This is a genomic window from Frankia sp. R43 (assembly GCF_001306465.1).
GTDB classification, from domain to species: Bacteria; Actinomycetota; Actinomycetes; order Frankiales; family Frankiaceae; genus Parafrankia; species Parafrankia irregularis.
Genome location: NZ_LFCW01000008.1, coordinates 461,113 through 485,469 on the forward strand (window position 1 = coordinate 461,113; position 24,357 = coordinate 485,469).

22 protein-coding genes and 2 pseudogenes are annotated in these 24,357 nt (G+C 71.6%); 14 read left to right on the top strand and 10 right to left on the bottom strand.

Features of this window, described 5'->3' with window-relative positions; translation table 11 throughout:
* Positions 1–72: 72 nt before the first annotated feature.
* From ACG83_RS32005 to ACG83_RS32025, 5 genes are all read left to right on the top strand, one after another.
* Positions 73–1,854: an AMP-binding protein gene (locus ACG83_RS32005; protein WP_161934818.1), complete on the top strand. Its 1,782-nt coding sequence runs from the start codon at positions 73–75 to the stop codon at positions 1,852–1,854.
* Between the two features lie 11 nt (positions 1,855–1,865).
* Positions 1,866–3,434, top strand: coding sequence for an FAD/NAD(P)-binding protein (locus ACG83_RS32010; RefSeq protein WP_161934819.1), 1,569 nt, complete (start codon positions 1,866–1,868; stop codon positions 3,432–3,434).
* Between the two features lie 43 nt (positions 3,435–3,477).
* A complete protein-coding gene (locus ACG83_RS32015; protein WP_083473755.1) occupies positions 3,478–4,338 on the top strand; it encodes a class II aldolase/adducin family protein in 861 nt (286 codons plus the stop codon).
* A gap of 109 nt (positions 4,339–4,447) precedes the next feature.
* Complete coding sequence (locus ACG83_RS32020) at positions 4,448–5,215, top strand: bifunctional 2-polyprenyl-6-hydroxyphenol methylase/3-demethylubiquinol 3-O-methyltransferase UbiG (RefSeq protein ID WP_054569966.1); 768 nt, start codon at positions 4,448–4,450, stop codon at positions 5,213–5,215.
* Positions 5,216–5,460: 245 nt separating this feature from the next.
* The gene (locus ACG83_RS32025; RefSeq protein ID WP_083473756.1) at positions 5,461–6,732 is read left to right on the top strand and encodes a prephenate dehydrogenase; all 1,272 of its coding nucleotides are present in this window, start codon (positions 5,461–5,463) and stop codon (positions 6,730–6,732) included.
* 143 nt (positions 6,733–6,875) lie between these two features.
* On the opposite strand, the gene ACG83_RS32030 is transcribed toward ACG83_RS32025, so the two are convergent.
* The 3 genes from ACG83_RS32030 to ACG83_RS32040 form a co-directional block, all read right to left on the bottom strand.
* Positions 6,876–7,304, bottom strand: coding sequence for a chorismate mutase (locus ACG83_RS32030; RefSeq protein WP_083473757.1), 429 nt, complete (start codon positions 7,302–7,304; stop codon positions 6,876–6,878).
* A gap of 101 nt (positions 7,305–7,405) precedes the next feature.
* Positions 7,406–8,683: a multidrug effflux MFS transporter gene (locus ACG83_RS32035; protein WP_063793266.1), complete on the bottom strand. Its 1,278-nt coding sequence runs from the start codon at positions 8,681–8,683 to the stop codon at positions 7,406–7,408.
* 54 nt (positions 8,684–8,737) lie between these two features.
* Positions 8,738–9,382 carry an NAD(P)-dependent oxidoreductase gene (locus ACG83_RS32040; protein WP_054569968.1) on the bottom strand — a complete coding sequence of 215 codons (645 nt, stop codon included), beginning with the start codon at positions 9,380–9,382 and terminating at the stop codon, positions 8,738–8,740.
* A gap of 173 nt (positions 9,383–9,555) precedes the next feature.
* Here ACG83_RS32040 and ACG83_RS32045 point away from each other — a divergent pair, with 173 nt between their 5' ends.
* Positions 9,556–10,191: a TetR/AcrR family transcriptional regulator gene (locus ACG83_RS32045; RefSeq protein WP_054569969.1), complete on the top strand. Its 636-nt coding sequence runs from the start codon at positions 9,556–9,558 to the stop codon at positions 10,189–10,191.
* A 121-nt stretch (positions 10,192–10,312) separates the two neighbouring features.
* Here ACG83_RS32045 and ACG83_RS32050 read toward each other — a convergent pair whose 3' ends face one another.
* The 4 genes and pseudogenes from ACG83_RS32050 to ACG83_RS48150 form a co-directional block, all read right to left on the bottom strand.
* Positions 10,313–10,702, bottom strand: coding sequence for a PPOX class F420-dependent oxidoreductase (locus ACG83_RS32050; protein WP_054569970.1), 390 nt, complete (start codon positions 10,700–10,702; stop codon positions 10,313–10,315).
* A 269-nt stretch (positions 10,703–10,971) separates the two neighbouring features.
* Complete coding sequence (locus ACG83_RS41710) at positions 10,972–11,553, bottom strand: enoyl-CoA hydratase/isomerase family protein (RefSeq protein ID WP_083473759.1); 582 nt, start codon at positions 11,551–11,553, stop codon at positions 10,972–10,974.
* A 21-nt stretch (positions 11,554–11,574) separates the two neighbouring features.
* Positions 11,575–11,712 (bottom strand): hypothetical protein, encoded by a 138-nt coding sequence (locus ACG83_RS45580; RefSeq protein ID WP_161934820.1) that lies wholly within the window; start codon positions 11,710–11,712, stop codon positions 11,575–11,577.
* A gap of 158 nt (positions 11,713–11,870) precedes the next feature.
* Positions 11,871–12,365 (bottom strand): annotated as a pseudogene (locus ACG83_RS48150) (acyl-CoA dehydrogenase family protein).
* A 383-nt stretch (positions 12,366–12,748) separates the two neighbouring features.
* Between ACG83_RS48150 and ACG83_RS32060 the strand changes: the two are divergent.
* The 5 genes from ACG83_RS32060 (at position 12,749) to ACG83_RS32080 (ending at position 18,548) form a co-directional block, all read left to right on the top strand.
* Complete coding sequence (locus tag ACG83_RS32060; protein ID WP_054570028.1) at positions 12,749–13,702, top strand: TIGR03619 family F420-dependent LLM class oxidoreductase; 954 nt, start codon at positions 12,749–12,751, stop codon at positions 13,700–13,702.
* 123 nt (positions 13,703–13,825) lie between these two features.
* Positions 13,826–14,851 carry an acyl-CoA dehydrogenase family protein gene (locus ACG83_RS32065; RefSeq protein WP_054569972.1) on the top strand — a complete coding sequence of 342 codons (1,026 nt, stop codon included), beginning with the start codon at positions 13,826–13,828 and terminating at the stop codon, positions 14,849–14,851.
* 91 nt (positions 14,852–14,942) lie between these two features.
* Positions 14,943–16,427: a class I adenylate-forming enzyme family protein gene (locus ACG83_RS32070; RefSeq protein ID WP_054569973.1), complete on the top strand. Its 1,485-nt coding sequence runs from the start codon at positions 14,943–14,945 to the stop codon at positions 16,425–16,427.
* A 21-nt stretch (positions 16,428–16,448) separates the two neighbouring features.
* Positions 16,449–17,639 carry an acyl-CoA dehydrogenase family protein gene (locus ACG83_RS32075; RefSeq protein WP_054569974.1) on the top strand — a complete coding sequence of 397 codons (1,191 nt, stop codon included), beginning with the start codon at positions 16,449–16,451 and terminating at the stop codon, positions 17,637–17,639.
* Positions 17,640–17,756: 117 nt separating this feature from the next.
* Entirely contained in the window at positions 17,757–18,548 is a 792-nt protein-coding gene (locus ACG83_RS32080; RefSeq protein WP_054569975.1) for an SDR family oxidoreductase, read from the top strand.
* A 54-nt stretch (positions 18,549–18,602) separates the two neighbouring features.
* Here ACG83_RS32080 and ACG83_RS32085 read toward each other — a convergent pair whose 3' ends face one another.
* Complete coding sequence (locus ACG83_RS32085) at positions 18,603–19,409, bottom strand: enoyl-CoA hydratase (RefSeq protein WP_054570029.1); 807 nt, start codon at positions 19,407–19,409, stop codon at positions 18,603–18,605.
* A 185-nt stretch (positions 19,410–19,594) separates the two neighbouring features.
* Here ACG83_RS32085 and ACG83_RS48155 point away from each other — a divergent pair.
* Both ACG83_RS48155 and ACG83_RS32090 read left to right on the top strand, forming a co-directional pair.
* Positions 19,595–19,708, top strand: a pseudogene (locus ACG83_RS48155) (aldehyde dehydrogenase family protein); the annotation flags it as partial.
* A gap of 653 nt (positions 19,709–20,361) precedes the next feature.
* Complete coding sequence (locus ACG83_RS32090) at positions 20,362–21,762, top strand: ABC transporter substrate-binding protein (RefSeq protein WP_083473761.1); 1,401 nt, start codon at positions 20,362–20,364, stop codon at positions 21,760–21,762.
* 69 nt (positions 21,763–21,831) lie between these two features.
* Here ACG83_RS32090 and ACG83_RS32095 read toward each other — a convergent pair whose 3' ends face one another.
* Together ACG83_RS32095 and ACG83_RS32100 are read right to left on the bottom strand one after the other, a co-directional pair.
* Positions 21,832–22,869, bottom strand: coding sequence for a hypothetical protein (locus ACG83_RS32095; RefSeq protein WP_063793267.1), 1,038 nt, complete (start codon positions 22,867–22,869; stop codon positions 21,832–21,834).
* 347 nt (positions 22,870–23,216) lie between these two features.
* The gene (locus tag ACG83_RS32100; RefSeq protein WP_083473762.1) at positions 23,217–23,711 is read right to left on the bottom strand and encodes a nuclear transport factor 2 family protein; all 495 of its coding nucleotides are present in this window, start codon (positions 23,709–23,711) and stop codon (positions 23,217–23,219) included.
* 384 nt (positions 23,712–24,095) lie between these two features.
* On the opposite strand from ACG83_RS32100, the gene ACG83_RS32105 reads away from it, so the two are divergent.
* The coding region (locus ACG83_RS32105) for an enoyl-CoA hydratase/isomerase family protein (RefSeq protein WP_369812933.1) at positions 24,096–24,357 on the top strand (262 nt) is incomplete at its 3' end.

Genomic DNA, 24,357 nt, shown 5'->3' on the forward strand with positions numbered 1-24,357 from the left:
TCGCGGATGGGTGGCCGGTTACCGACCGGCTACCCATCCGCCCCTAAACCAAGGAAAGTCGCAGACCGCCCGATGAGTATGCAACCCGGCGTCGACACTGTTTCCCCCTCTCCTCCAGTCACTGTTCTTCCGGCCGTCCTCGACGGCGGGCGGGCCGTGGAACCGACCCTGTGGAACATCGGCGCGGCGCTCGCCAGGGCCGCACGCACCCCCGGGCCAGGCCGGATCGAGTACCTGCGCGCCGACGGCACCCGCCTGCGCCAGGACTACCCGGCGCTGCTCGATCAGGCCGGCCGGCTGCTCGGCGGCCTGCGGCAGGCGGCCGAGCAGGCGGCCCGCGGCGAGGGCTCGGGTGCCGGGCTCGTGCCAGGCGCCACCGTGGTCCTGCAGATCAGCAACGAGCCGGACCTCCTCGCCGCGTTCTGGGCCTGTGTCCTGGGCGGCTACGTGCCGGTCCCGGTCCGTTCGGTGGGCGGCGAGCGGGACCGGCCCGAGACCGAGCAGGTCCTGCTCGCCGTCTGCGACCTGCTCGACGATCCCTGGGTCGTCACGGGCCGGACCGGCGGGCGCACGGGCAGACCGCCGGCGGGCCGCTGGCTCGGCGACGTCGAGGACCTCCCCGCGCCACGGCCCGACCGCCGCTGGCACGACAGCGCCCCCGAGGACCTCGCCGTGCTGCTGCTGACCTCGGGCAGCACCGGCCGGCCCAAGGCGGTCATGCTCACCCACCGCAACATTCTCAGCAGGTGCGCGGCGACCGCCGCCGTGAACGGCCTGACCCCCGGCGAGCGGTCGTTCAACTGGATGCCCCTGGACCACGTCGGCGGCCTGGTGATGTTCCATGTGCGGGACGTCTACCTTCGCTGCACCCAGGTGCACGCGCCGATGCGGTGGATCCTCGCCGATCCCATCCGGTGGCTGGACGGCATGCACACCCACCGCAGCACCGTCACCTGGGCGCCCAACTTCGCCTTCGGCCTGGTGGTCGACCACGCCGCACAGCTGCGCGACCGCCGGTGGGATCTGAGCTCGCTGCGCTACATCATGAACGGCGGTGAGCCGGTGAAGCCGCGCACCGCGGCCCGGTTCCTGTCCCTGCTGGCGCGGCACGGCCTGCCCTCGAGCGCCATGTACCCCGGCTGGGGCATGTCCGAGACCTCCTCCGGAGTCGTCGACCGGATCTTCGACCCGCTCGCCGACGAGCACGACGAGCGGTTCGTCAGCGTCGGCAGGCCACATCCCGGGGTGCGGCTGCGCGTCGTCGACGAGGGCCAGCAGATCGTCGAGCAGGGACGGATCGGGCGCCTGCAGGTCGACGGCGAACCGATCACCGCCGGGTACTTCAACAACCCGGCGCAGAACCGGCAGTCGTTCACCGACGACGGCTGGTTCCGGACCGGCGACCTCGCCTACATCGTCGACGGCCTGCTGACCGTGACCGGACGGCTCGACGACCTCGTGGAGGTCGGCGACGTCACCTACCACGGGCATGAGATCGAGTCCGCCGTCGAGGAGCTCGGTCTCGCCGAGCCGTCCTACGTCGTGGCCTGCTCCGTGCCGGCTCCGCACACCGCCGGGCGCGACCGGCTCACCGTGGCGGTTCGGCTGCGCGACGGCGTCCAGGCCGACACCGCGACCAGGGCGATCCGCGAGCTGATCCACCGCCGCTTCGGCGGGCTCGAGGCGGACGTGCTCCCGGTCGAGCGCGAGGCCATCCCGAAGACCGGCATCGGCAAGCCGCGGCGCGCGGAGCTGCGTGACCGTCTGGTGGCCGCCCGCCTGACGGCGTCGGACCGACCACCCGGATCAGACCAGCCACGCAGCTCGGACCAGCCACGCGGACGGGAGGCGTGATGGATGCCGTCATGTCGCGCAGCGCCGGCGGGACGGTCGCCACCAGGCGCCGTGCCCGGCTGCTGCGCACCATGGACATCGGGATCGTGGGTGCCGGCGCCGCCGCCGTGTGCCTGCTCGACGCGCTGTCCCAGGCGGACAGCCCCGTGGGCCGCGTCACCGTGTTCGACCCGGTGGCCCGGCCGTGGCGCGGCCGCCCGTATGCCACCGACGTGCCCGCCGCCCGTGTCAACGCGGTCCCGCGGGAGATGTCGATCCGGCACGGCGACCCGGATCACTTCGCGCGCTGGCTGCGGCAGTCCGGCCACCTGGTGGCGCCCGACCCGTGGACCGGCACACCGTTCGTGGCCCGGGCCGTCTACGGGGACTACCTCGCCGACAGCGCCGCGGCCGCCATCGCACGGCTACGGGAACGCGGCTGGCAGGTAGCCCTGGAGCGGACCGTCGTCACGGCCGCGGTGCTGGCCGACGAGCGGGTGGTGCTCCGGACGGCGAAAGGCCGCCATCACGCGGCGGACTACACCGTGCTGTGCGTCGGGGTCGGGCGCCCGCACGACTCCTACGCCCTGCGGGGCCGCCCGGGATTCGTGGCCGACCCGTACCCACTCGCGCGCAGCCTCCCCGCCATCCACCCGGAGGCGCACGTCGCCGTCCTGGGCAGCGGCCTCACCGCGGTGGACACCGTCCTCGGGCTGACCGCGCAGGGCCACCAGGGGCCGATCAGCCTGGTGTCCCGGCACGGGGTCCTGCCCGCGGTCCGGCAGCGGCCGGTGGACGTCGAGCTACGGCACTTCACCCCGGAGCGGCTGCGGGCCTGGGCACGGCGTGGCGATCCCGTCCCGCTGGCCCGTCTCGTCGATCTCATGCGGCGCGAGCTCGCCGACGGCGGGCACGACGAGCCGAGGCTGGCCGAGGAGATCTTCGACCTGGGCCGCCAGGGTCCGGTGGACCGGCTGCGGCGCCAGCTCACCGAGGTCGACGACCCCGACCTCGGCCTGCGCGTCCTGCAGCGCGCGGTACCCGAGACCGGCCCGGACGTCTGGCCGCTGCTGTCAGCTGCCGACCGGACGCACATTCTCACTCATCACTACCGGGCGCTGATGAGCCTGTGCTGCCCGATGCCGCCGAGCACCGCCGTCACCCTGCTCGCCCTCGCGGACGCCGGGCAGCTGCGGGTCCGGTCCGGGCTGCACGGCGTGCGGCAGCGCGCCGGCGGCGGTTTCACCCTTGCGACCGCCCACGAGGACCTTTCCTGCGACACGCTGGTCAACGCGGTCAGCCCGCCGGCCCACCGCATCCCGGTGCAGGCACGCGCGCTGGTCGCCTCGCTCGTCGCGGCCGGTGCCGCCGCGGCCCACCCGCACGGCGGGCTGGCCGTCGAACGCGCGACCAGCCGGCTCACCGTCGAGGGCCGGCCCAGCACCCGCCTGCACGCGCTGGGCGACCTCGCGGCCGGGTCGCTGTTCTTCACCTTCGGCATCCCGTCGCTGGTCGACCGCGGCGCCGACATCACCCAGGCCATGATCACCCACGCCGAGCTCGCCGACCGTGCCTCGCCGCGTGTCCTCGCCCTGCGCTGACCGCGGCCGCCCACGACAGACCACACATCCACGGAGGATCCACATGACCACCGCCGAGATCGACCGCGGCCCCGACGCCGGCACCGCCGCCGACCCCGCCGCCGCTGTTGCCTCCCGTCCCGGCTACCTCGCCGACACCGCCACCGGGCTGCCGATGCCCTCCGAACCGAGCTTCGCCTCCGTCGACGACGCCCGCCGACACCACCGGCAGCGGCTGGCGGCCGCGCTGCGGCTGTTCGGTCGGTACGGCTTCGGAGAGGGAGTCTCCGGCCACATCTCGGTACGCGATCCGGGTGATCACGACCTGTTCTGGGTCAATCCGTTCGGGGTCTCGTTCAGCCAGGTCCGGGTGCGCGACCTGATCTGCGTCGACCTGACCGGCCGGGTCGTGCGCGGCGACCACCCGGTCAACCCGAGCGCGTTCGCCATCCACTCCCGCATCCACCGGCTGCGGCCGGACGCGGTCGCGGCCGCGCACGCCCACACCACCCACACCCGCGCGCTCGGGGCCATCGGTGAGCTGCTCGAACCGATCAACCAGGAGGCCGCGGCCTTCTATCAGGACCAGGTGTACTTCGACGGCTACGACGGCCCGTCCGTCGCGGTCGAGCAGGGCCAGCGGATCGCGGACGAGCTCGGTCCGCGCCGGGCGATCCTGCTTCGCCACCACGGACTGATCACCGTCGGGGGCTCGGTGGACGAGGCCGTCCACTGGTTCCTCACCTATGACGCCTGCGCGCGGGTCCAGCTGCTGGCCCGCGCCGCCGGCCGGACCCGACCGATGGACCACGAGCAGGCCACAGCCGCGCGCGCCGGCTTCGGTGACACCCAGCTCGGCTGGTTCAGTTTCCAGCTGCTCTGGGACGAGATCACCGCCGAACAACCCGACCTGCTCGACGAATAGCGGCCAGGAACGGGTGGCGGCCCGGCCCGGCCGCCCACCGCCGCCGTCCGCCCCTGCCCCTTCATCACTGCCATCCATCACCCAGGACCACGCGGAAAGGTGACAGGGAGTGTCAACCTTCGAGTTCCCCGGCCGCTATTACGAAGTCATGCGGCGAAGCTTTCGGGATCTGGACGCTGAGACCACATTTCTCGGTGGGCTGCTTCCCGCGCGCGGCCGTATCTTGGATCTGGGCTGCGGCACCGGTACCAACCTACGGGCCTTGGCCGCTCTCGGCCATACCGGGGTCGGCGTCGATCGCAGCACGACCTTCATCCATCACGCCAAAAACGCCGGTGGTCCCGGCATCAGCTATATCTGTGAAGACCTGGCCCGCTTCGACACCGAGGAAAGCTTCGATCTCGTCTACTGCGTCTTCGCCACGCTGAACCTCCTGCCGCGTGAGAATCTGGGCCACCTTCTCACCGCGGCGGCACGCTGGCTGCGCCCGGGCGGGCGCCTCGTCCTCGACGTGGCGCACCTGCTCAACTTCGTCGACACCTTCCAGCCGGCGATGATCCAGCATCACCACCGCGACGACATCCTCATCACCCAACTGGCCCGGCAGTCCGTCTCACCACATCGAGCCGTCTGGCGGCACGAGGAAACGCTGCTCGTGCAGGACCGGGACGGCCGGGTGTCCCTGCACGAGAACTTCTTCGACCAGTCGGTGCTCACGCTGCCCGAGCTGGAGGGTCTGATCGGCGCCGCCGGCCTGACCGTGGTGGACCGCCTCGGCGGCTTCCGCGGCGAGCCCGCTCCCCGACACGGCCGCGGCCCCCTTGTCCTCGTGGCCGCCCATGCCGCCGGGCCCGCCGCGCCGCCGAGGTCCGGCTGAGGATTTCCGGCCCCGCCGAGGGTTCCGGACCTGCTGCGCCATCCGGATCTGCTGCGCCGTCCGGACCCGCTGCGCCATCCGGACCTGCTGCGCCATCCAGGCCTGCGTGCCGTTCAGTCCCACGGCGGCCGGCCAACCGACAACCAACCGTCCGCCGCGGCCACCCATCCGGGGCCGCGGCGGACTCGCGCCACGGACCCATCAGGAACGCGCGACGGAGCACGTCGCGGATGCAAGGAGCTGCCATGACGCTGACCAATGCCGAGAAGCCGCTGGCCCGAGGGCAGGCATCGACCCCCATCACCGCGGGGCTGGGAACCGTCCGCGTGGTCGGGACCGGGCTGCTCGGGACCAGTATCGGCCTCGGCCTGCGCACGGCCGGAATCCGGGTGCTGCTGGACGACGCCTCGCCGACCGCGCTGGCACTCGCCGCCGACCTCGGCGCCGGTGAGCCCGCCGCCACCCCGGCAGCGGGCGCCGTCGGCCTCGTCATCGTCGCCACCCCGCCGGATGTGACCTCCGAGGTCATCAGTGCCGAGCTGCGAAGACATCCGACGGCCACGGTGACCGACGTCGCCAGCGTCAAATCCCGGGTGATGGCCGAGCTACGCGCCCGATCCGTCGACCTGACCCGCTACGTCGGGGGCCATCCGATGGCGGGCCGGGAGCGCTCCGGGTCGATCGGGGCCAGGGGCGACCTCTTCATCGGCCGGCCCTGGATCATCTGCCCGTTCCCCGAAAGCGACCCGGGCCGGGTCGAGACCGTGCGGTGGCTGGCATACATCCTGGGAGCACATTCCCTGCTCATGGCCGCGCAGGAGCACGACGACGCGGTCGCGCTGGTCTCGCACATGCCGCAGGTCATGGCGAGCCTGGTGGCGGCCCGGCTGAGCCACGCACCCGAGCAGGCGCTGTCGGTCGCCGGCCAGGGCCTGGCCGACGTGACCCGCCTCGCCGGCAGCGATCCCGCGCTGTGGTCGCAGATCTTCTCCGCGAACGCCGCACCGCTCGTCGAGGTGCTCGAACCGCTGCGCCGAGACCTCGACAACGTGATCGCGGCGCTGCGTTCCCTGGCCACCGAGGGCGCGCCGGTGCCTGCGCAGGCGCAGCCGCCGGGCGCGGATCGCGACGACACCGCGGTTCGCGACGACCCGGACGGCAGCGCGAACACCGGGAACGGCGGGCGTCAGAAGGAACGGGGCGGGCCCAGCCAGGGCGCCCGGGTCGCGGTGGCTCGGCTGGTGTCCGACGGCAACACCGGCCGGGGGCGACTGCCCGGGAAGCACGGTGGCGCCAAGGCCGTGTACGCGTCCATCGCGGTTCTCGTGCCGGACTCGCCGGGCGCCCTCGGCGACATGCTGACCGACATCGGCAAGGCGGGGATCAACGTCGAGGAGCTGCTCCTGGAGCACTCGCCCGGCCGTGCCTGTGGGCTGCTGGAGGTTTCCGTGGTCCCGGGGGCACGCGACCGGCTCGAGGACGTCCTGACCACCCATGGTTGGCGCATCGTCGCCTGAGGAGAACCCGGGCGGGACGTCCTCGCCGCCGTTTCGCCCCGCCAACTGACCTGGCGCTTCTCGTCCAGCACGAGAAGCGCCATGTTGTCTGTTCTGGCCGGTGGCCGGTGGCTGGCGCGGTTTCGTCCGGCTGACCGGACGTGTCAGCCGGACCCGGCCGAGGCCGCGTCGCCCGGGCCCCGGCAGAGCGTGAGCAGCGCGAAGGCGAGCTGGCTGCCAGGCTGGCCGAACGCCTCGTGCCAGGACCTGATGATCTCGCTCTCCCGGGAGTACTCCACCCGCGGCCGGCCGCTCGACAGGCGGATCTCCTGGATCCGCCGCGAGATCTCGAGCCGCCGGGCGATGAGCGCGCGCAGCTCCACATCGAGGACGTCGATCACCGTCCTGCCCTCGGCGATCGAGCCCACCGTCGACACCTCGGATCTGGTGGCCGGCACGGAGACGGCACCAGGCGCCGAGGGCGCGGCGGACGCGGAGCGTGCGGACGGAGTCGCGGGGGTGGAGGGGATGGTGGAGGGGATGGCAGGAGCGGAAGGTGTGGAGGGGATGGGGCCGGCCGCGGGCGTCGTCATCGGATGTCGTCCTCCTGTGTCCTCGTGGGCACTCTGCTGCTCTCGCGTGTGCTGCTGCTCTCGCGTGTGCTGCGGTGCCGCGGTGTTCCGATGAGCGGCCCTCAGCGCCTGGCGGTTCCGGTCGGCGCCGACGGCAGGGCCGGCTCGGTGGTCGGCGGCCCGACGGCACGATCGCGCGACCCGGTCAGGCCGAGGAAGACGGCCAGCGCGGTCGTGCCCAGCGCGGCGATCACGATCGCCATGGGCACCGCGCTGTCGTTGCCGGCGACACCGACCAGCGGCGCGATGCAGCCGCCGACCAGGAACTGGGCGCAGCCCAACACCGCGGACGCCGTACCGGCCACAGCGCCATGGTCCTCCAACGCCAGCGCCGCCGCGTTCGGCATCACCAGGCCGACGCTGGCGACGACGACGAACAGCGCGACCAGCAGGGCGGCGACACCCGCCTCGGCGAGCACCGCCGCGCCCACACCGAGCCCGCCCACCATCGACCCCAGCAGCCCCAGCCGGAGCAGGAATCGGCCACCGACGCGGTGCACGACCCGGCCACTGACCTGCGCGGCGATCACCAGCCCGAGTGCGTTGACGGCGAACACCAGGCTGTACTCCTGCGGGTTCAGACCATGGATGTCCTGCAGCACGAACGGCGAGCCGGAGATGTAGGCGAACATGGCGGCGAACGCGAGGCTGTTGGCGAGGCAGTAGCCGACGAACACCCGGTCGGCCAGCAGCCGGCGGAAGACCGGCCCCATCTGGCGCAGGCCGCCGCTGTGCCGGTTCTGCGGCGCCAGCGTCTCCGGCAGGCCGACGCCGGCGGCGAGCAGCAGCAGACCGCTCAGCGCCGCGAGCGCGACGAAGATGCCCTCCCAGGAGGTGACCCGCAGCAACTGCCCGCCAGCCAGCGGGGACAGCACCGGAGCAAGCCCGGTGACCAGCAGCAGCATGGCGAAGTACCGCGCGGCCGCCACGCCGGAGAACTGGTCGCGAACCGCCGCGTAGGCGATGACGATGCCGAACGCTCCGCCGACACCCTGGATGCCGCGCAGGGCGACCAGCAGCCAGATGGAGGGTGCCACCGCGCAGAGCAGACCCGCCACCGTGTAGAGCGTGAGCCCGAGGAGCAACGGCCGCCGACGACCGTAGGCGTCGCTGAGCGGCCCGGCGAGGATCTGCCCGACCGCGAGACCGACCAGGCAGGTGGTGATGCTCAGCTGCGCGCTGGAGGCACTGGTGCCGAGGTCCGGAGCAAGATCGGGCAGTGCGGGGACGTAGGCGTCGGTGGAGAGCGGGCCGAGGGCGACGAGCGCACCCAGAATCGCGAGGACACGTGTTCGCGTGGCCCGCCCACCTGCTGCCGCCGCTGTGGCTGTGCCAGCCATCGTGATGTTCCCTTCGACAGGACGGACACCTGGTGAGGCGCCCGTGCGGGTCGCTCAGTAGGCGACGCTGATCCGTCTGCGCAGCGCGGTCGGCTGCTCGATCTCGTCCACGAATGCCGCGGCGTAGTCCGCGATGCTGATGCGGCTGCGGCCCTCCTCGTCCTTCAGGAGGTCGTCACCGCCGACCCGGAAGGTCCCCGTGCGCTCACCGGGCTGGATCTCGGCGGGCGGCGAGACGAAGGTCCAGTCCAGGTCCTCCGCCGCCCGGTAGAGGGCGAGCGCGTCCTTCTGCGCGGTCGCGTTCGCCCGCCACATCTCGGGAAAGTGCGGTGTGTCCAGCAGGATCGTGCCCGGCGCGACGCGCAGGCTGCCGGCCCCGCCGAGGACGACCAGCCGCCGGACGTCCGTCTTGCGCAGCCCGTCGATCAGGCCGCCCGTGGCACCGATCAGGATGTCGCGGTCGTCGTCCCGGCCGTGCCGGGGGCCGACCGCGGAGGCCACGGCGTCGTGGCCCGGCGCCAGCGCGGCGACGGTGCCCGCGTCCCGGACGTCGCCGGCGCGCGCGACGAGGTCGGGGTGGGTGATTCCGTCGATGTGACCGCCGCGGGTGACACCGGTGACCTGGTGCCCGCGGGCGAGGAGCTCGCCGGCGATCGCACTGCCGATCTGGCCACTGGCGCCGAAAAGCAGGACCTTCATGTGATCTCCCTGGTTGATCCGAGCAACGGCGGGGCTGGCCGCACACGCCAGCACGAACGCTGTGCGCACGGGCCGGCACCCGACGGAAGCGGGTCACGTGACCAAGGGGAAGGTAGCACACCAACTGGTTGGTTGTAATGGCGTGCGACGCTGCGAGGCCTACCCTTGAGCCCATGCCACGCGACGGTGACGCCACCCGCAGATCGATCCTGCAGTCCGCCCGCACCGAGTTCGCGGCGTTCGGGCTGGCAGGAGCACGGGTCGACCGGATCGCCGCGCGCGCCGGCTGCAACAAGGAGCGGATCTACGCGAGCTTCGGCGACAAGCAGCAACTCCACCGCCGGGTCCTGGCCGAGATGCTGGAGGAGATGCGCACCGCCACGATCGTCGAGGTCGACGAGGACGTCGCCAGCTACATCCACAAGTCCTACGAGTTCCAGCGACGCAATCCCGCGCTGCTGCGCATGCTGCTCTGGGAGGCGCTGGAGTGCACCGCCGAGAGCCCACTGCCCGACGAGCAGGGCCGCCGTGACTGCTACGCGCTCAGCACCCGGGCGCTCAAGCCCCACACCGAGGGCTCGGATGAGGAGAACGCACGCTGGCTGCTGCTCACCCTGATCGGCCTCAGCGCCTGGCCGCACGCGGTCCCGACACTCGCCCGGCTCGTCACCGACGACGCGTCGGCCACCGACGAGGGGCAGGAGAAGCTACGGGAGTTCCTGGCGACGTTCGCCGCCGGCGGCGCGGCCGCCACGGCGGCGATGCCGCCCGGTCACACCTCGGGAGGCCGTCAGGACGACGGCGCGTAGGCCCGGAGGAAGGTGTCCACCGCGGCTGGGCTCACGAGTATGAAACAGACTTTCGAGCGGCCGATCGTCGCGCCGATCATGGATCGCCGGGCGACCACGACCCGCGTTGATCACGCCGACGTCAGACCGCGAAGCCGATGACCTTGCGCGGCACCACCCGCACAACCAGCCGCACCGTGCCCTCCGGGTCCGACGGCGGGTCCCCCACCAGGTACTTGTCGTTGATGATCCGTTGGAACCCGCGGTCGGTGTCCTCACTCAGCTCCGCGGTGCCCCGGATCTCGAAATAGCGGAGCGGGTTCGCGGGATCGACCACGCAGATACTCACCCGCGGGTCGCGGGCCAGGTTTCGGGCCTTGACCCGCCCGGCCGTGGTGGAGAACAACACGTCGTCGCCGTCGCGATGAACACAGACCACCGAGGAGTGTGGACCGCCGTCGGCATTCAGCGTCGACACGGTCACGAACACTCGGCTGTCCAGCAGGGCACGCAGCCCGTCCGCAAGACTCATGCCCTTTTCCTAGTGAGCGCGGCGTGGGGCCGGCAAGAAGGAACATTCCTGGTACAGCGGCACATCGGTGTTACCGTCGATCCGGGTCACCCGAATTCCCGGCCGTACGAACGGCTCGTTTCGCCACCGGTAGGAACTGCTTCCCCGGGCGGGTAGGTCGCCGAGCTCGGCGTGGTCGTGTTCCCCTTCGTGTCGCTGCACCCGTTGTGCGGGGGAAATACCGATCGATCTGGCCTGGTCCAGCCTGCGGCCGTTCGAGCGCGAGGGTGCTACCAGCGTTCGAGTGAGGGGCGGGCCGGCTCGTGGCCGCCATGACCAGTGGCCGTGGCCCGCGGCCCGCACAGCGCTTCAAGCGCGTCGGCGAAGAGGTGCCGCTTGAGTGCCTCGATCACACCCGCGTTCTTGTAGGCCAGCGGCCGGGCGAACTCGGCCGCGGCCGTCAGCACGGGTTCGTCCCGGACAGCCAGGTCGACGAGACCGCGCTCCGCCGCGGCGTCCGCGTCGTAGGTCCGGCTGGTCGTGGTCATCTCCAGCGCCGTGAACGGGGGAAGTTTCGCCCGCAGCAGACTGATCTCACCCCAGGTGTAGAAAAAGCCGGCATCGGCGTAGGGGAGGCCCATGCGGCCGCGACCACACTGCATGAGGCGGTAGTCGTGCGCCAGTGCGAGCATGACCCCGTTGGCGAAGGCGTGCCCCTGAAGGGCCGCGACGGAGATCATGGGGAGAGCGACGAATCTGGCGTACAGCCGGAGGACGTCGGCCGCGAAGGACTCGAGCCCGCTTTCCCCGATCCCGAAGATCCATCCGAGGTCAGCGCCGTTGCACCAGTGCTTCCCGGAGGCGGTGGTGATGAGGGCGCGCGGCGTCGGGGCCTATTCCACCTCGTCCAGGAGACTGTTGATCCAGGCGACGCGGTTCCCGTCGAAGAGGTTCTGGTCAGGGCCGAGATCGAGTATCAGCAGCTCGCCGTCCTGGCGCAGCTCTGGGCCGGGTGATCCACGTTCGCCCAACGCTCGTTCCTCCCCCAGGTGCGGCAGTACAGTCCTCCACTGTCTGTGATCGTGACGCCACTCCCGCAGGCGCGCAATTCGGCGGCCACCCGGCGGACGTCGGCACATCCGCCGGTCGGGCGCCGGGCCGGCCCGGCGCCCGGGGCACCGGCGAGCCGTCAGCCCACGCCGGCCAGCAGTTGCCGGGCGATGACGATCTGCTGGATCTGGCTGGTGCCCTCGTAGATCCGGAACAGCCGGGCGTCGCGGTAGAAGCGCTCGACCGGCACGCCCCGCATGTATCCGCTGCCGCCGTGGATCTGGCGGCCCGGTCGGCGATGCGCCCCACCGCCTCCGAGGCGAAGTACTTCGCGCAGGACGGTCCCGTCCGGGTGGCAGGTAGGCCTTCTCCTGCTCCTCCGTCGCGCCCTCCAGCAGGACGTGGCCGGCGATGCCGTTGTTCGTCCCGAACATCGAGCGGAACGCGGGGGTGGTGTAGCCAAGCTCGAAGACGAGCCGGACCTCCTCGCTCATCGACAGGCCCAGGCCTCCGTACAGCTCCGGAATCGCGAAGCCGAACAGCCCCACATGTCCGCCGCCTCGGTGCGGATGCCCGCCGGGATGGCATCCGTTCGCTCGATCTCGGCTTCCGCCGGCACGACACGCTCGCGCACGAACCGGCGAACCGGCGAACCGAGGCCAGCGCCTCACTGAAATCGCTTTCCTGCACCGTCACCCACCCACAGCGAGGTCGCCAACTCAAAACATCTATATATTAAGCGTCACGTCAAGTGGCGGGCGATCCGTGGCGGGCGATCCACCGCAGGCCACACCCAGCCTCCGCGCGCGACCGCGCCGCAGGGGTTGCACCGCACCGCCACCCGACCGTAGGGTGAATATCTAGATATTTTGAGAGCTTCGGCGGGCCGGTCGGCGCGTGCCGCAACCTGACTGCCCCAGGCCGGTGTACATCCACCATCGCACGGCCCCGGGTGTCCGCGCGGACCGGGCCCGCCGTCAGTCAACCGCTCCGCCAGGCAAGGAGAACACCGCCAAGATGGCTTCCGCCCTGTCGTCGCCGGCCGAGCAGAACGTCCAGCCCCCCGTGCGTTTCTCCTTCGAGCTGCCCACCCATCGGGCGCACCGACCGCAGGAGTTCGTCACCGGCGAGGCGATCGCCGAGCTCACCCGGGCCGCGGCCGCCGCCGGCTTCGACGCGGTGAACGTCACCGATCATCCGGCCCCCGACGCCCGCTGGCTCGACAACGGAGGGCACCACGCGCTGGACCCCTTCGTCGCCCTGTCGTTCGCCGCCGCGGCCGACCCCGGCCTGAGGCTGCTGACCAACATCTACGTCCCCGCGTACCGCAACCCGCTCCTGGGCGCGAAGCTCGTCCACAGTCTCGACCTGCTCGCCGGAGGGCGGCTGATCCTGGGCGTGGCCGCCGGCTACCTCCGGCCGGAGTTCCGGGCTCTCGGCATCGACTTCGACCGGCGCGGCGAGATCCTGGACGAGGCCCTGGCCGTCCTCGACGCGGTGTTCACCGGTGACGATCTCGCCTGGCAGGGATCGGACTTCTCCGCTCGCGGCGTCCGGTTCCGGCCGGTGCCTCCGTCCGGCCGCCGGCCGCCGGTGTGGGTGGGTGGCAACAGCAGGCCGGCCATCCGCCGGGCCGCCCGCTTCGACGGCTGGGCGCCGTTCCACACCGGCGGCTTCGCCGCGGCGTCCCGCACCGCCACGATCGAGTCCGTCGACGATCTCGCGGCTGCCATCCGGTACGTCCATTCCCAGCGCGCCGGCGCCACCGGGCCCTTCGACATCTGCTGGTCCGAGCCGACCCTCGCCAACCGGGCGACATCCGTCGACGAGCGGCTCGACCGCATCACCGCCCTGGCCACCGCGGGCGTCAGCTGGCTCACCGTCAGCGTGCCCGGTGACACCCGCGCCGAGGTCCTCGACGGGGTCGCCGCGTTCGGCACCGAGATCATCGCCCGGACCGTGGCCGCCTGACGGCGCCTCCCGGGGCGATCGCCGCGCGTCCGGCCCGAAAAGCGGGGACAGTGTCGTGCGGGGCACAGGGTATCGGATTAATATCTAGATATATGCCCGACTAGCGATAGGTGACGACGTCCCATGCAGTTCCGCCTCGACGACGACCAGCTGGCGATGCGCGACGCCGTCCGGGCGTTCTGCGCTGACCACTTCTCCCTCGACGACCTCGCGGCCCGCGAGGGCAAGCCCACGGACGCCGCGCTGTGGTCGGCACTGGCCGAGCTCGGCGTGCTCGGCCTGCTCCTCGACGACGCCGAGCCCGGGTCCGAGGCCGGTTCCGAGGCCGGTTCGGGGCTGGGCCTCGTCGAGGCCGCGATCGCGTTCGAGCAGCTCGGCGCGCACCTCGCCGGCGGACCGGTGCTCTGGTCCACCCTCGCCGCGCCCTTCGTCGACGGGGCGACCGAGGGAACCGTCCGGGTCGCCGGCGTCACGATCGACGGCTCGGTGGCCGGCTCGACGACCGGCCCGCTGGTCGTCGAGCATGGTGACGAGTGCGACGTGCTGCTCGTGGCGTACGACGACCGGCTGGAGGCCTGCCCGCGTGCGGAGGTGGCGGGATCCGTCACCGGTGCGCCGCTGGACCCGCTGACACCCGTCGCCGTCCTCCCGGACGTCCCCGCGGGCCGGGTGGTCGGTGGTGCGGCCGAGGCGGGCCGGCTGCGGCTGCGCGGTGAGGTCCTCAGCGCCGCGGCGCTGGTCGGTGTCGCGCAGGGCGCGCTCGACGTGGCCCGCGACTACGCGCTCGAACGTGAGCAGTTCGGCGTCGCGATCGGCTCGTTCCAGGCGGTCAAGCACATGCTGGCCGACATGTACGTCCGGGTGGAGCTGGCGCGGGCCGCCGCGTACGCCGCCGCCGCGGTCGCGACCGACCCCCGCGCCGGTGACCCGCAGCGTGCCGCGAGCGCGGCGAAGCTGCTCGCCGGCGAGGCCGGGATCGCGAACGGGCGCGCCGCCGTGCAGGTGCTCGGCGGCATGGGCTTCACCTGGGACATGCTCCCGCACTACTTCCTGAAGCGGGCCTGGGTCCTGGAGAACCAGTTCGGCACGGCGTCGTCCCACGCCGCGCGGCTCGGCACCGCAGTCGGAAGCGAGGTCGCGGCGTCATGACCAGGTCGCATCCGACGGCGCCCTCCGTATGTGGACAGGCGCCCGTCAGCGCGCACTGGCAGGTCAGGCCTCGACCGGAACGGCGGTACCGATGACAGCCCCTGACACAGCCGAGCTTCCGACGCTCAGCCAGCGGCTCGGGAAGGTGCTGGCGCTCGACCCGTCCGCCCCCGCGGTCGAGTTCGAGCAGCGCTGGCACACCTGGGGCGAGCTGGCGGCGACCGCCGACGCGCTCGCATCGCAGGTGCGGCCGGGTGAGCGGGTCGCGGTGCTGCTGCGCAACCGCCCCCCGCAGCTCGGCCTGCTGCTGGGACTGCTGCGTCACGGCGCCTGCGTGGTCGCGGTCAATCCGGGCCGTGGGGTGGAACGGGTACGCGCCGACCTGGAGTCGCTCGCGGTCGGGACCGTCGCCGGCTCCTCCGCGGACCTCGCGGCCTTCGCGCCCCAGGCGCTGGTGCGCCGGTTCGTCAGCGACGACCTCGGGGTCGTGCGCGTCACCGGCGAAGGGCCGCCGGTCGGTGACGGCGACCTGCGCCCGCAGACCGCGGTCGAGATGCTCACCAGTGGGACGACCGGCCCGCCGAAGCGGGTGCCGCTGACCTACGAGACCTTCTCCCTGGTGCTCGCCGGGGCGAAGCACTACGAGCGCAACCCGGACGCCGGCCTGCGGCTGCGCCGCGGCGTCGTCGTCGTCAACGCGCCGCTGGTCCACCTCGGCGGGCTGTTCCGCGTCCTGCAGTGCGTCAACGACGGCCGCGCGTTCTGCCTGCTGGAGAAGTTCCGGGTCGACCAGTGGGCGGACGCGGTACGCCGCCACCGGCCCTCGACCGTCAGCCTGGTCCCCGCGGCGCTGCGGATGGTGCTGGACGCCGATCTCGACCGCGACGACCTGTCGAGCGTGCGGTCGGTGATCTCGGGCACCGCGCCGCTGTCGCCCGAGGACGCCGACGCCTTCCAGCTCAGGTACGGCGTGCCGGTGCTGACGTCCTACGCGGCGACCGAGTTCGGCGGCGGGGTGGCCGGCTGGAACCTCGCCGACCACGAGCGGTACTGGACGGCCAAGCGCGGCAGCGTCGGGCGCGCCCACGCCGGCTGCGAGCTGCGGGTCGTCGACCCCGAGACCGGGGCCCCGCTCGGTCCCGACGAGCCGGGGCTGCTGGAGGTGCGGGCCCGCCAGCTCGGCGAGCAGGCCGGGTGGACCCGCACCACCGACCTGGCCCGGCTCGACGCCGACGGCTTCCTGTGGATCCTCGGCCGCGCGGACCAGGCCATCATCCGCGGCGGGTTCAAGATCCTCCCCGACGATGTGCGGGCCGCCCTCGAACGTGACCCGCGGGTACGGGGCGCCTGTGTCGTCGGCCTCGACGACCCCCGCCTCGGCGCCGTCCCGGTGGCCGCCGTCGAGCCCCGACCCGGGATCACCGTCACCGCCGAGGAGCTCCTCGCCGACGCGGCCGGCGTGCTGGCCCGCTACGAGCTGCCGGCACGGCTGCTCGTCGTCGAGTCCCTGCCGCGCACGCCGTCGGGCAAGGTCGACCTCACCGCGGTACGCGCGCTGTTCACACAGACGCCCTGATCAACCAGGTAGGAGCATTGCATGGACCTGACCTACAACGAGGAGGACGAGGCGTTCCGCGCCGAGCTCCGCACCTGGCTGGAAGCCGAGGTCCCCGCGCACGGACCGCCGCCGCCTCCCGGCGACTGGCCCGCGCGCCGCGCCTACGACACCGCCTGGCAGCGCAAGCTCCACGACGCCGGATACGCCGGCCTGCACTGGCCGGCCACGTTCGGCGGCCGCGGCGCACCGGTCACCCAGCAGCTCGTCTACCTGGAGGAGTACGCCCGCGCCGGCGCCCCGTACATCAGCGTGAACTTCGTCGGCATGATGCACGCCGGCCCCACCCTCATCGCCGAGGGCACCGACGCCCAGCGCGCCTACCACCTCCCCCGCATCCTCAGCGGCGAGGACATCTGGTGCCAGGGCTTCTCCGAGCCCTCCGCCGGCTCCGACCTCGCCTCCCTGCGCACCAGCGCCGTCCGGGCCGGCGACGAGTACGTCGTCAACGGGCAGAAGATCTGGAGCACCCGCGCGCACGTCGCCGACTACTGCGAACTGCTCGTCCGCACCGACCCGGACGCCCGCAAGCACCGCGGCATCAGCTGGCTCATCCTCGACATGCGCTCCCCCGGCGTCGAGGTCCGCCCCATGCGCACGATCGACGGTGAGAGCCACTTCTGCGAGGTGTTCCTCACCGACGTCCGGGTACCCGTGGCCAACCTCGTCGGCGCCCAGAACGACGGCTGGCGGGTCACCAACGTGACACTGCGCTTCGAACGCGGCACCGCCTTCGCCCAGCACATCATCACCCTGCGCACCCAGCTGCGCGACCTCGTCCGGGCCGCCCGTCTCGTCCCCGCCACCGGCGGCGGCACCGCCTGGGACGACCCGGCACTGCGCACGCACGTCGGCCGGCTGGAGGCGAGCGCCGACGGCCTGTGGCGGATGACCCAGAAGGGCATCGCCGAGGCCGAGGCCACCGGACTGCCCGCACCCACCGGCTCCGCCGTCAAGCTGCGCTTCAGCGAGCTCAGCCAGGAACTCAGCGAACTCGCGGTACGGGTCCTCGGCCGCGCCGCCATCGGCGGTGTACAGGGCGCCGGCATCGACGGCGTCGAGACCGCCCGCGCCTACCTCTGGTCGCTGCAGTACAGCATCGCCGCCGGCACCTCCCAGATCCAACGCAACCTGATCGCCGAACGGATCCTGGGGATGCCGCGCGCGGCCTGAACCGCAGCGCATCATCACACCATCACGCGGCGGACGCGGCGGCCCGCCCGGGCCGCCGCGTCCGCCGTCCCACCGGCCGCCCCTCACCTGCCGCCGCTCACAGAATCGGAGCCGAGGATGGATCTCGGAGTACGCGACCGTGCGTACGTTGTCGTCGGCGGAACGGCCGGCATGGGGCTGGCCACCGCGCAGCTGCTGGTCGCCGAGGGCGCCCGGGTGGCGGTCGTCGGCCGCAGCCGCGAGCGGGCCGAGGCCGCGGTACGCCAGCTCGGCCTGGGCGCGACGGCGCTGGTCGGCGACGTCAACACCGCAGGCGAGGCCGACCGGATCCTCACCGAAGCGGCCGACACCCTCGGCGAACTGGCCGGCATCGCCGTGACGACCGGCACCGGCCAGGGCTCGCACCGCGGGCTCGCGGCAGCCTCCGACGAGGTGTGGGCCGAGGCGTTCGACGACATCCTCATGGGCACGGTGCGCGCGGTACGTGCCGCGGTCCCCCACCTCGTCGCGGCCGGCGGCGGCACCATCGTCACCACCGCCGCCTACGGAATGCGCGCCTACCACCCCGACCGCCTGCCCTACATCACCCTGAAAAGCGGCATCGCCACCTTCACCAAAACCATCGCCCGGGCATACGGCGCCGCCGGCGTGCGAGCCAACTGCGTCTGCCCCGGCGCGATCGAGACAGACTCCCTCGCCGGCCTGCGCCAGCACCTCGCACAGGAACGCGGCGTGCCACCAGAAGGCCTGCTGGAGCAGGTCATGGTCGACGAGTGGCACATGGACGTCGCCCTGCGCCGCCCCGGCACACCGACCGAGGTCGGCGAGCTCTTCGCCTTCCTGCTGTCCCCCCGCGCCGGATACCTGACCGGCGCGGTCATCAACATCGACGGTGGCACCCAGTTCTGACGGGCCCGGCCCGGCGCCGACGGGCGGGCCCGGCCGTCGGAACCGGGCGACCGGCTACCTGCCGATCTGGGACTTCATGTCGTCCAGCAGCATGAGGATCGGCAGGCCCGACTCGCTGAGCGCATGACCATGGCCGGTCTGGTGGATGTCGAACACGGACTGCACGGCCGCGTAGAAACCCTGCACGTCCAGCGTCTGGTTGACCGCGCGCTTCGCCTGCCGCAGCGCGAACGGGTGCATCCGGGCGATCTGCGCGGCCAGCTCGTGGGTCGCCGTGCGCAGCTCGTCGAGCGGCACGACCCGGTTGACCATGCCGACCCGCTCGGCCTCGTGGGCGTCCATCCCGCGGCCGGTGAACAGCATCTCCTTCGCCCTGCGGGCACCCCATTCCCAGGTGTGGCCGTGGTACTCCACGCCACCGATCCCCATGTTGACCACCGGGTCCGAGAACTTCGCGTTGTCGGCCGCGATGATCAGGTCACACGGCCAGCACAGCAGCAGGCCGCCGGAGATGCAGACACCCTGCACCGCGGCGATCGACGGCTTCGGCACGTTGCGCCAGCGCAACGAGTACTCGAGGAACCGCTTCGCCTCCACGGCGTAGATCCCACCGAGGGTCAGCGCCGGCCGCTGGCCGTTCCCGGCTCCGCCGACGCCCTTGATGTCGTGCCCGGCGGAGAAGTGCCTCCCGTTGGCGCGCAGAACGATGACCCGAACCTCCGGATCGTCGGCCGCGCGCCGCCACGCCTCGTCAAGCTGGTCAAGCAGCTCCGGTGTCTGCGCGTTCGCCGCCTGCGGCCGGTTGAGCGTGATCGTCGCGACCCGCTCCGCTACCTCGTACTCGATGAAGCTCTCGCTCACGAACGATCCCCTCGAGCCCTGCCAGGGGTAGGACGTCAGGCCCGCCCCCTCGGCCCACACGCCGCAGACCGACCAATACATCTATACATTAGCGCAGCCTGCCGTTCGCTCAGCTCCGCATCTACGTGGACAGAGCGACAAACCATCCGTGTACACGGCGTTGAAGTACCCATTTTGGACGCAGACTGTTCGACGACGCCGACCTCACCCGGGCGATTCCCGGCGCCGGCATGGGCCTGCTCGCGGGCTCCGGGCAGAACTGCTCCTGCACCTCGCGCATGTACGTCCAGCGCGCCATCCGCCCGCGATCGGGCGGCCGACACAGCGGATATTGAACTGCTGGAGAATCTCGCCGCCGCCATAGGCGAGGACACGACCCGGGTCGGAACAGATTCCGCCGGTGTGGTCGATCCTGACGTCGGGCCCGGTCTCCTCCGCCGTATCCCGGACACCACAGTCGGCGAACGGCTCACCAATGTCCACCTGCCCGCCGACATCGGCCCTTTTCCCGTGTTCGCACACGCCATCGCATGAGCGCTCCGGCGATGCCGTACGGAGTGACGCAGGCGCGTCAGCGCCAGACCGGGCCACTACCGGGCCACGCCCGGCGGCCGCCGGGCGTGGCCCACCGCGACCGGGTCGCCGGCCACGAGGGAGCCGAGCGGCCGGCAGAGCCACTCGGACAGGCAGCTACCTCTTGACGGTGCGGTTAATCTCTATATATTTTGCCTCGACACCTCGTGGCGGACGTCACACATCCTCCCGCAAACCGACGAGCACCGAAACGAGGGAGGTGCGCCACGTCCCGCCTCCCTGCACACCGCATGCTCCTGTGCCACCGGCCACGGCGAAGGGTGCCTGCGAACACGGCACGCAGAGGGCACGGTCTCACCGCGGAGCCGCGAACACCTGCACGAACCTCGAACGAGCACGCCCTCCGGGAGGAGTACCCGTGAAAAGGTCTGACAACTGGTTACTCAACACGCCCAGAGAACGCCGTCGCAGGAACCCGCCGGCGCGTCGACTGCGCGGCCTGGCGGTCCTGACGGCTGGGCTCCTCCTGGCCGTGACGGCGTGCTCGAACTCGTCGGGCAAGGTCGCGGACACGTCCGACGCCGGGGTGTCCGGCGGGGCTCAGGGAACGGCGGCGGGGCCCGGCGTGACCGACAGCGAGATCCGGTTCGCGATGCTCGGCACGAAGAGCAACAATCCGCTGGGCACCTGCATCCTGGACTGTTTCGCCAGCGGCGTGAACGCGTACTTCGCCTATCGCAACAGCGAGGGCGGGGTCCACGGCCGTAAACTGGTGGTCGCCGAGACGGTGGACGACCAGCTGGGCAAGAACCAGCAGGAAGCACTGAAGATCGTCTCCGCGAACAACACCTTCGGCACGTTCTCGGCGCCGCTTCTCGCCACCGGCTTCGGTGCCTTCGCGGAGGCAGGGGTCCCGCTCTACGCCCTGCCGGCGAACGCCAGTGACATGGTCGGCAAGGATTCGGCCTTCTCCAGCACCGGTTCCTTCTGCATCGAGTGCACCCAGACCTACTGGTCCTATATCGCGAAGCTCGCCGGCGCCACCAGAATCGCGGCGCTCGGAATCGGCGTCGCGGCGCCGTCGAAGAACTGCGCGAACGGGGTCGTCCGGTCGATCGAGACGTTCGGCGGGAAGTTCGGCCAGAAGGTCGTCTACATGAACGACACCCTGGCGTACGGCCTGCCCAACGGCGCCGGCCCCGAGGTTACGGCGATGAAGAACGCCGGCGTCCAGCTGGTCATCGGATGCATCGACCTGAACTCCATGAAGACCTTCTCCCAGGAGATGGAACGCCAGGGCGTCGGCGATGTCCCGATGGTGCACCAGAACACCTACGACCAGAAGTTCGTGGCCGCGGGCGGCGACCTGTTCGAGGGCGACTACGTGCTGCCGCGCTTCCGCCCGTTCGAGGCCGACGCCGGCTCCTCCGGCCTGAAGACCTTCTCGACCTGGATGAAGAAGGCCGGGTCCGAGCTCACCGAGTACGCCATGCTCGGCTGGATCGACGCCGACCTCGCCTACCAGGGCATCAAGGCCGCCGGCCCGTCGTTCACCCGGGGGTCGGTCATCGCCGCCACCAACAGGATGACGAACTACAGCGCGGACGGGCTGATCGACCCGATCGACTGGAGCCGCCAGCACGAGCCACCCACCGAGGCGGACCCGGTGACCCATGGCTACAAGCAGGAATGCATCACCCTGGTCAAGGTCCACAACGGCCGGTTCGAGCCCGTGGGCGATCCGAAAAAGCCCTTCATCTGCTGGCCGGTGACAAAGGAACGGACCTGGTCCGAACCCACCTTCACCAACTTCACCTAGTACGGATGGCCATGCTGCTCGGGGCCGGGAGACCGGCCCCGAGCAGCATCCGAACCGGTTCGGAGTTCGCTATGAGACCCGGCGCACCACGTTGCGCCCTGCGATCACCGGCAGATCGAGGGCGCTGAGCAGCCCGCTGGGTGCCGCGCACACCGCCGGGATGGCGTTGACGGCGCGCATCGCCGTGGCGATGAGGCCGTGGTCGGATCCGACCACCTGGTCGAAGGTCAGCTCGCAGCGCATGGCCGGGCGGCCCTCGATCTCGACCCGGTAGACGAGGGTGTCCGTCGCGCTCCCGTGCGGCCAGTCCGGGGCGACCTCGGCTCCCATCCGGTTCACATGCTCCAGGATGATCACCGGACGGCCGTCCAGCAGTCCGCGCACCTCGAAGCGCACGCCGGACACCTCACCGGCGTGGAGGGTGCCGATCGCCGTGGAAAGGTCCGTGTCCACCATGGCGACCTCGTGCACGGTGTCCATACCGTCGAGACGCAGGCCGAGAGCGTCGGCGAGCTGGCTGATCACCGCTCCCCACTCGTTGACGAGCAGGTCGCCGGTGAACAGGATGCCGGGCTGGTCGGGCGGATTGCCGAAGCCGAACGCGAACCGCATGGCCTCCTCGACACCGTAGGTGCTGTAGTCGGCGATCTCCTGGATCCGGACCGACTCGACGTCGTCGCAGGCCGACAGCAGGCTCAGCGGCAGCAGGTCGCTGCCGAGGCCCGGTTCGATCCCGGTGGCGAAGAAGGAGGTCTGGCCGCTGGTCGCCGCGGCTGCCAGCGGCTCGCGGCTTCTGGCATCCGCGGCAGGCGGGTAGACCATCCCGGCCAGGGACGTCGTCACCACGTTCGCGCCGGCAGACAGGAAGGGAACGAGATCGGCGACCACCGCCTTCTCCCGGCCCGGGCCGGGCCCGAAGTAGGACAGGCAGTCCGGCTGCAACGCCAGCAGAGCGGTGCTGTCGCGGGTGGCGACGACCCCGGTCGGGTCGGCCAGCCCACACAGCTCCGCCGCGTCCCGCCCCTCCTTGTCCGCGGCGTTCACGCACACGCCCACCAGCTCCAGCGCCGGGTGGTTGATGATCCCCCGCAGCGCCTCCCGCCCCACGGCGCCTGTTCCCCATTGAACGACCCTGATACTGATCCGTCTGCCCTCCACGCGGCCGCCCAGGTGCCCCGAGTGACCGAGGCCGGACCTCCGCCGAAAATAGCCAGATAATTCCGGGTCGGCTGGACGTTACCCGAACTCGGCGGCCACGTCTGCAACGTCAGCCCGCGGCGCCCCCACCTCGATGACGACCGCCGCGTCCCTGCTCATCGGGCACACACTCCCGTTCCATCGGGCACGGCGGTGGCCACGATGCGCACGTTCCTGAGGATCTTTCCCCGGGTCGGGCTGTGCCGACGACCGCGTGGGACGGCCGCGGGAGCACGCGGCCATCCCACGGCGAACAGCTAGGCTTCCTGGCCGTCCGCCGGGCCGAGAGCCCCGATGTCGATGAGGCCGGCACGGCGCGCGAAGCACCAGCGCCCGTCCTCACGCACCAGCACGTCGACATGCCGGCCGACGAGGACCCTGGGCGCGCCGTCCGGCGCACTCGAGATCGCCGCCCACACGCATTCGCCGGACGCCGTGTCACTGCCGGCGGTGAGCTCGATGCGAGGTGACGCGAGCAGGTGGACGGAGCTCCTCGAACCGTCCGGGGCGAGCCGGACCACCTTGGCCGCCGCCTTCTCGATCTCCTCCCGGCCGTCCGCGCGCATGACCGGGCCGAGCCGAAGCCTGGCGTCGCGCGCGAACAGCGACGCGTATGCGGCCGGGTCCCCCGCGTCGAGGTGGCGCCCGTAGTCGATGTACAACTGGCGGATCTCCTCAAGGTCCTCGAACCGGCGCAGTCGTGCGCCCAACGAGCGGAGCTCGTCGCCCGGGTCCACAGCTGGAACACCCACGGTCTGCCCTCCTCCTCACAGTGCCGCCCACAGGCAGCGGATCGCCGCTGTGCCGGCAGGAGCTGTGCCGTCTCGCGGAGCACCCGCCCCAGCCGTCCTTCGCGCCGCCCCGACCTGGCCGACGCCCACGAGAGACGCCAGCAGCCCACAAGCTAGCAAAACATATATATAATTTCCATCAACCTCGGCAGGTGCGGCGCAGCGGGATCCGGGCGCCGACACCCCGCGACAGCACCCTCGGCACACCAGGCGCGACCCGACGATCTCCGAACGGGGCCGCCAGTCCGCCGCGAAGGTGATGACGCTCACCGACGTCGTGAAATATATAAAGATTTCACCTAGGATCGCCTACGACCCAGGGCGCAACGGGAGAGGGAAGAGCCGTTGACTGACGAACGCGTGCTGATGGAGCGGGAGCCGGAGTCCGGCATCGCCCGCATCACGATCAACAATGCGCAGCGGCGCAACTCCTACGACCCGCCGATGCGCGACCAACTCGCCGCCTACCTCGACGAACTCGCAGACGACGACGACACCAAGGTCGTCCTCCTCCGCGGCACCGGCGGCTACTTCTCCTCCGGCGCCGACATGCGCAACGCCTACGGCTGGTACGGCGAAGGCACCGACCAGACCCCCCACAGCAACG

What these genes read in the sequence shown, in the direction of transcription:
- ACG83_RS32050 (WP_054569970.1), bottom strand. Translation starts at nt 10,702, where the DNA reads ATGAGTCTTGCGGACGGGCTGCGTGCCCTGCTGGACAGCCGAGTGTTC.
- ACG83_RS32010 (WP_161934819.1), top strand. Translation starts at nt 1,866, where the DNA reads ATGTCGCGCAGCGCCGGCGGGACGGTCGCCACCAGGCGCCGTGCCCGG.
- ACG83_RS32045 (WP_054569969.1), top strand. Translation starts at nt 9,556, where the DNA reads ATGCCACGCGACGGTGACGCCACCCGCAGATCGATCCTGCAGTCCGCC.
- ACG83_RS32035 (WP_063793266.1), bottom strand. Translation starts at nt 8,683, where the DNA reads ATGGCTGGCACAGCCACAGCGGCGGCAGCAGGTGGGCGGGCCACGCGA.
- ACG83_RS32075 (WP_054569974.1), top strand. Translation starts at nt 16,449, where the DNA reads ATGGACCTGACCTACAACGAGGAGGACGAGGCGTTCCGCGCCGAGCTC.
- ACG83_RS32080 (WP_054569975.1), top strand. Translation starts at nt 17,757, where the DNA reads ATGGATCTCGGAGTACGCGACCGTGCGTACGTTGTCGTCGGCGGAACG.
- ACG83_RS32025 (WP_083473756.1), top strand. Translation starts at nt 5,461, where the DNA reads ATGACGCTGACCAATGCCGAGAAGCCGCTGGCCCGAGGGCAGGCATCG.
- ACG83_RS32070 (WP_054569973.1), top strand. Translation starts at nt 14,943, where the DNA reads ATGACAGCCCCTGACACAGCCGAGCTTCCGACGCTCAGCCAGCGGCTC.
- ACG83_RS32065 (WP_054569972.1), top strand. Translation starts at nt 13,826, where the DNA reads ATGCAGTTCCGCCTCGACGACGACCAGCTGGCGATGCGCGACGCCGTC.
- ACG83_RS32060 (WP_054570028.1), top strand. Translation starts at nt 12,749, where the DNA reads ATGGCTTCCGCCCTGTCGTCGCCGGCCGAGCAGAACGTCCAGCCCCCC.
- ACG83_RS32015 (WP_083473755.1), top strand. Translation starts at nt 3,478, where the DNA reads ATGACCACCGCCGAGATCGACCGCGGCCCCGACGCCGGCACCGCCGCC.
- ACG83_RS32005 (WP_161934818.1), top strand. Translation starts at nt 73, where the DNA reads ATGAGTATGCAACCCGGCGTCGACACTGTTTCCCCCTCTCCTCCAGTC.
- ACG83_RS32030 (WP_083473757.1), bottom strand. Translation starts at nt 7,304, where the DNA reads ATGACGACGCCCGCGGCCGGCCCCATCCCCTCCACACCTTCCGCTCCT.
- ACG83_RS32040 (WP_054569968.1), bottom strand. Translation starts at nt 9,382, where the DNA reads ATGAAGGTCCTGCTTTTCGGCGCCAGTGGCCAGATCGGCAGTGCGATC.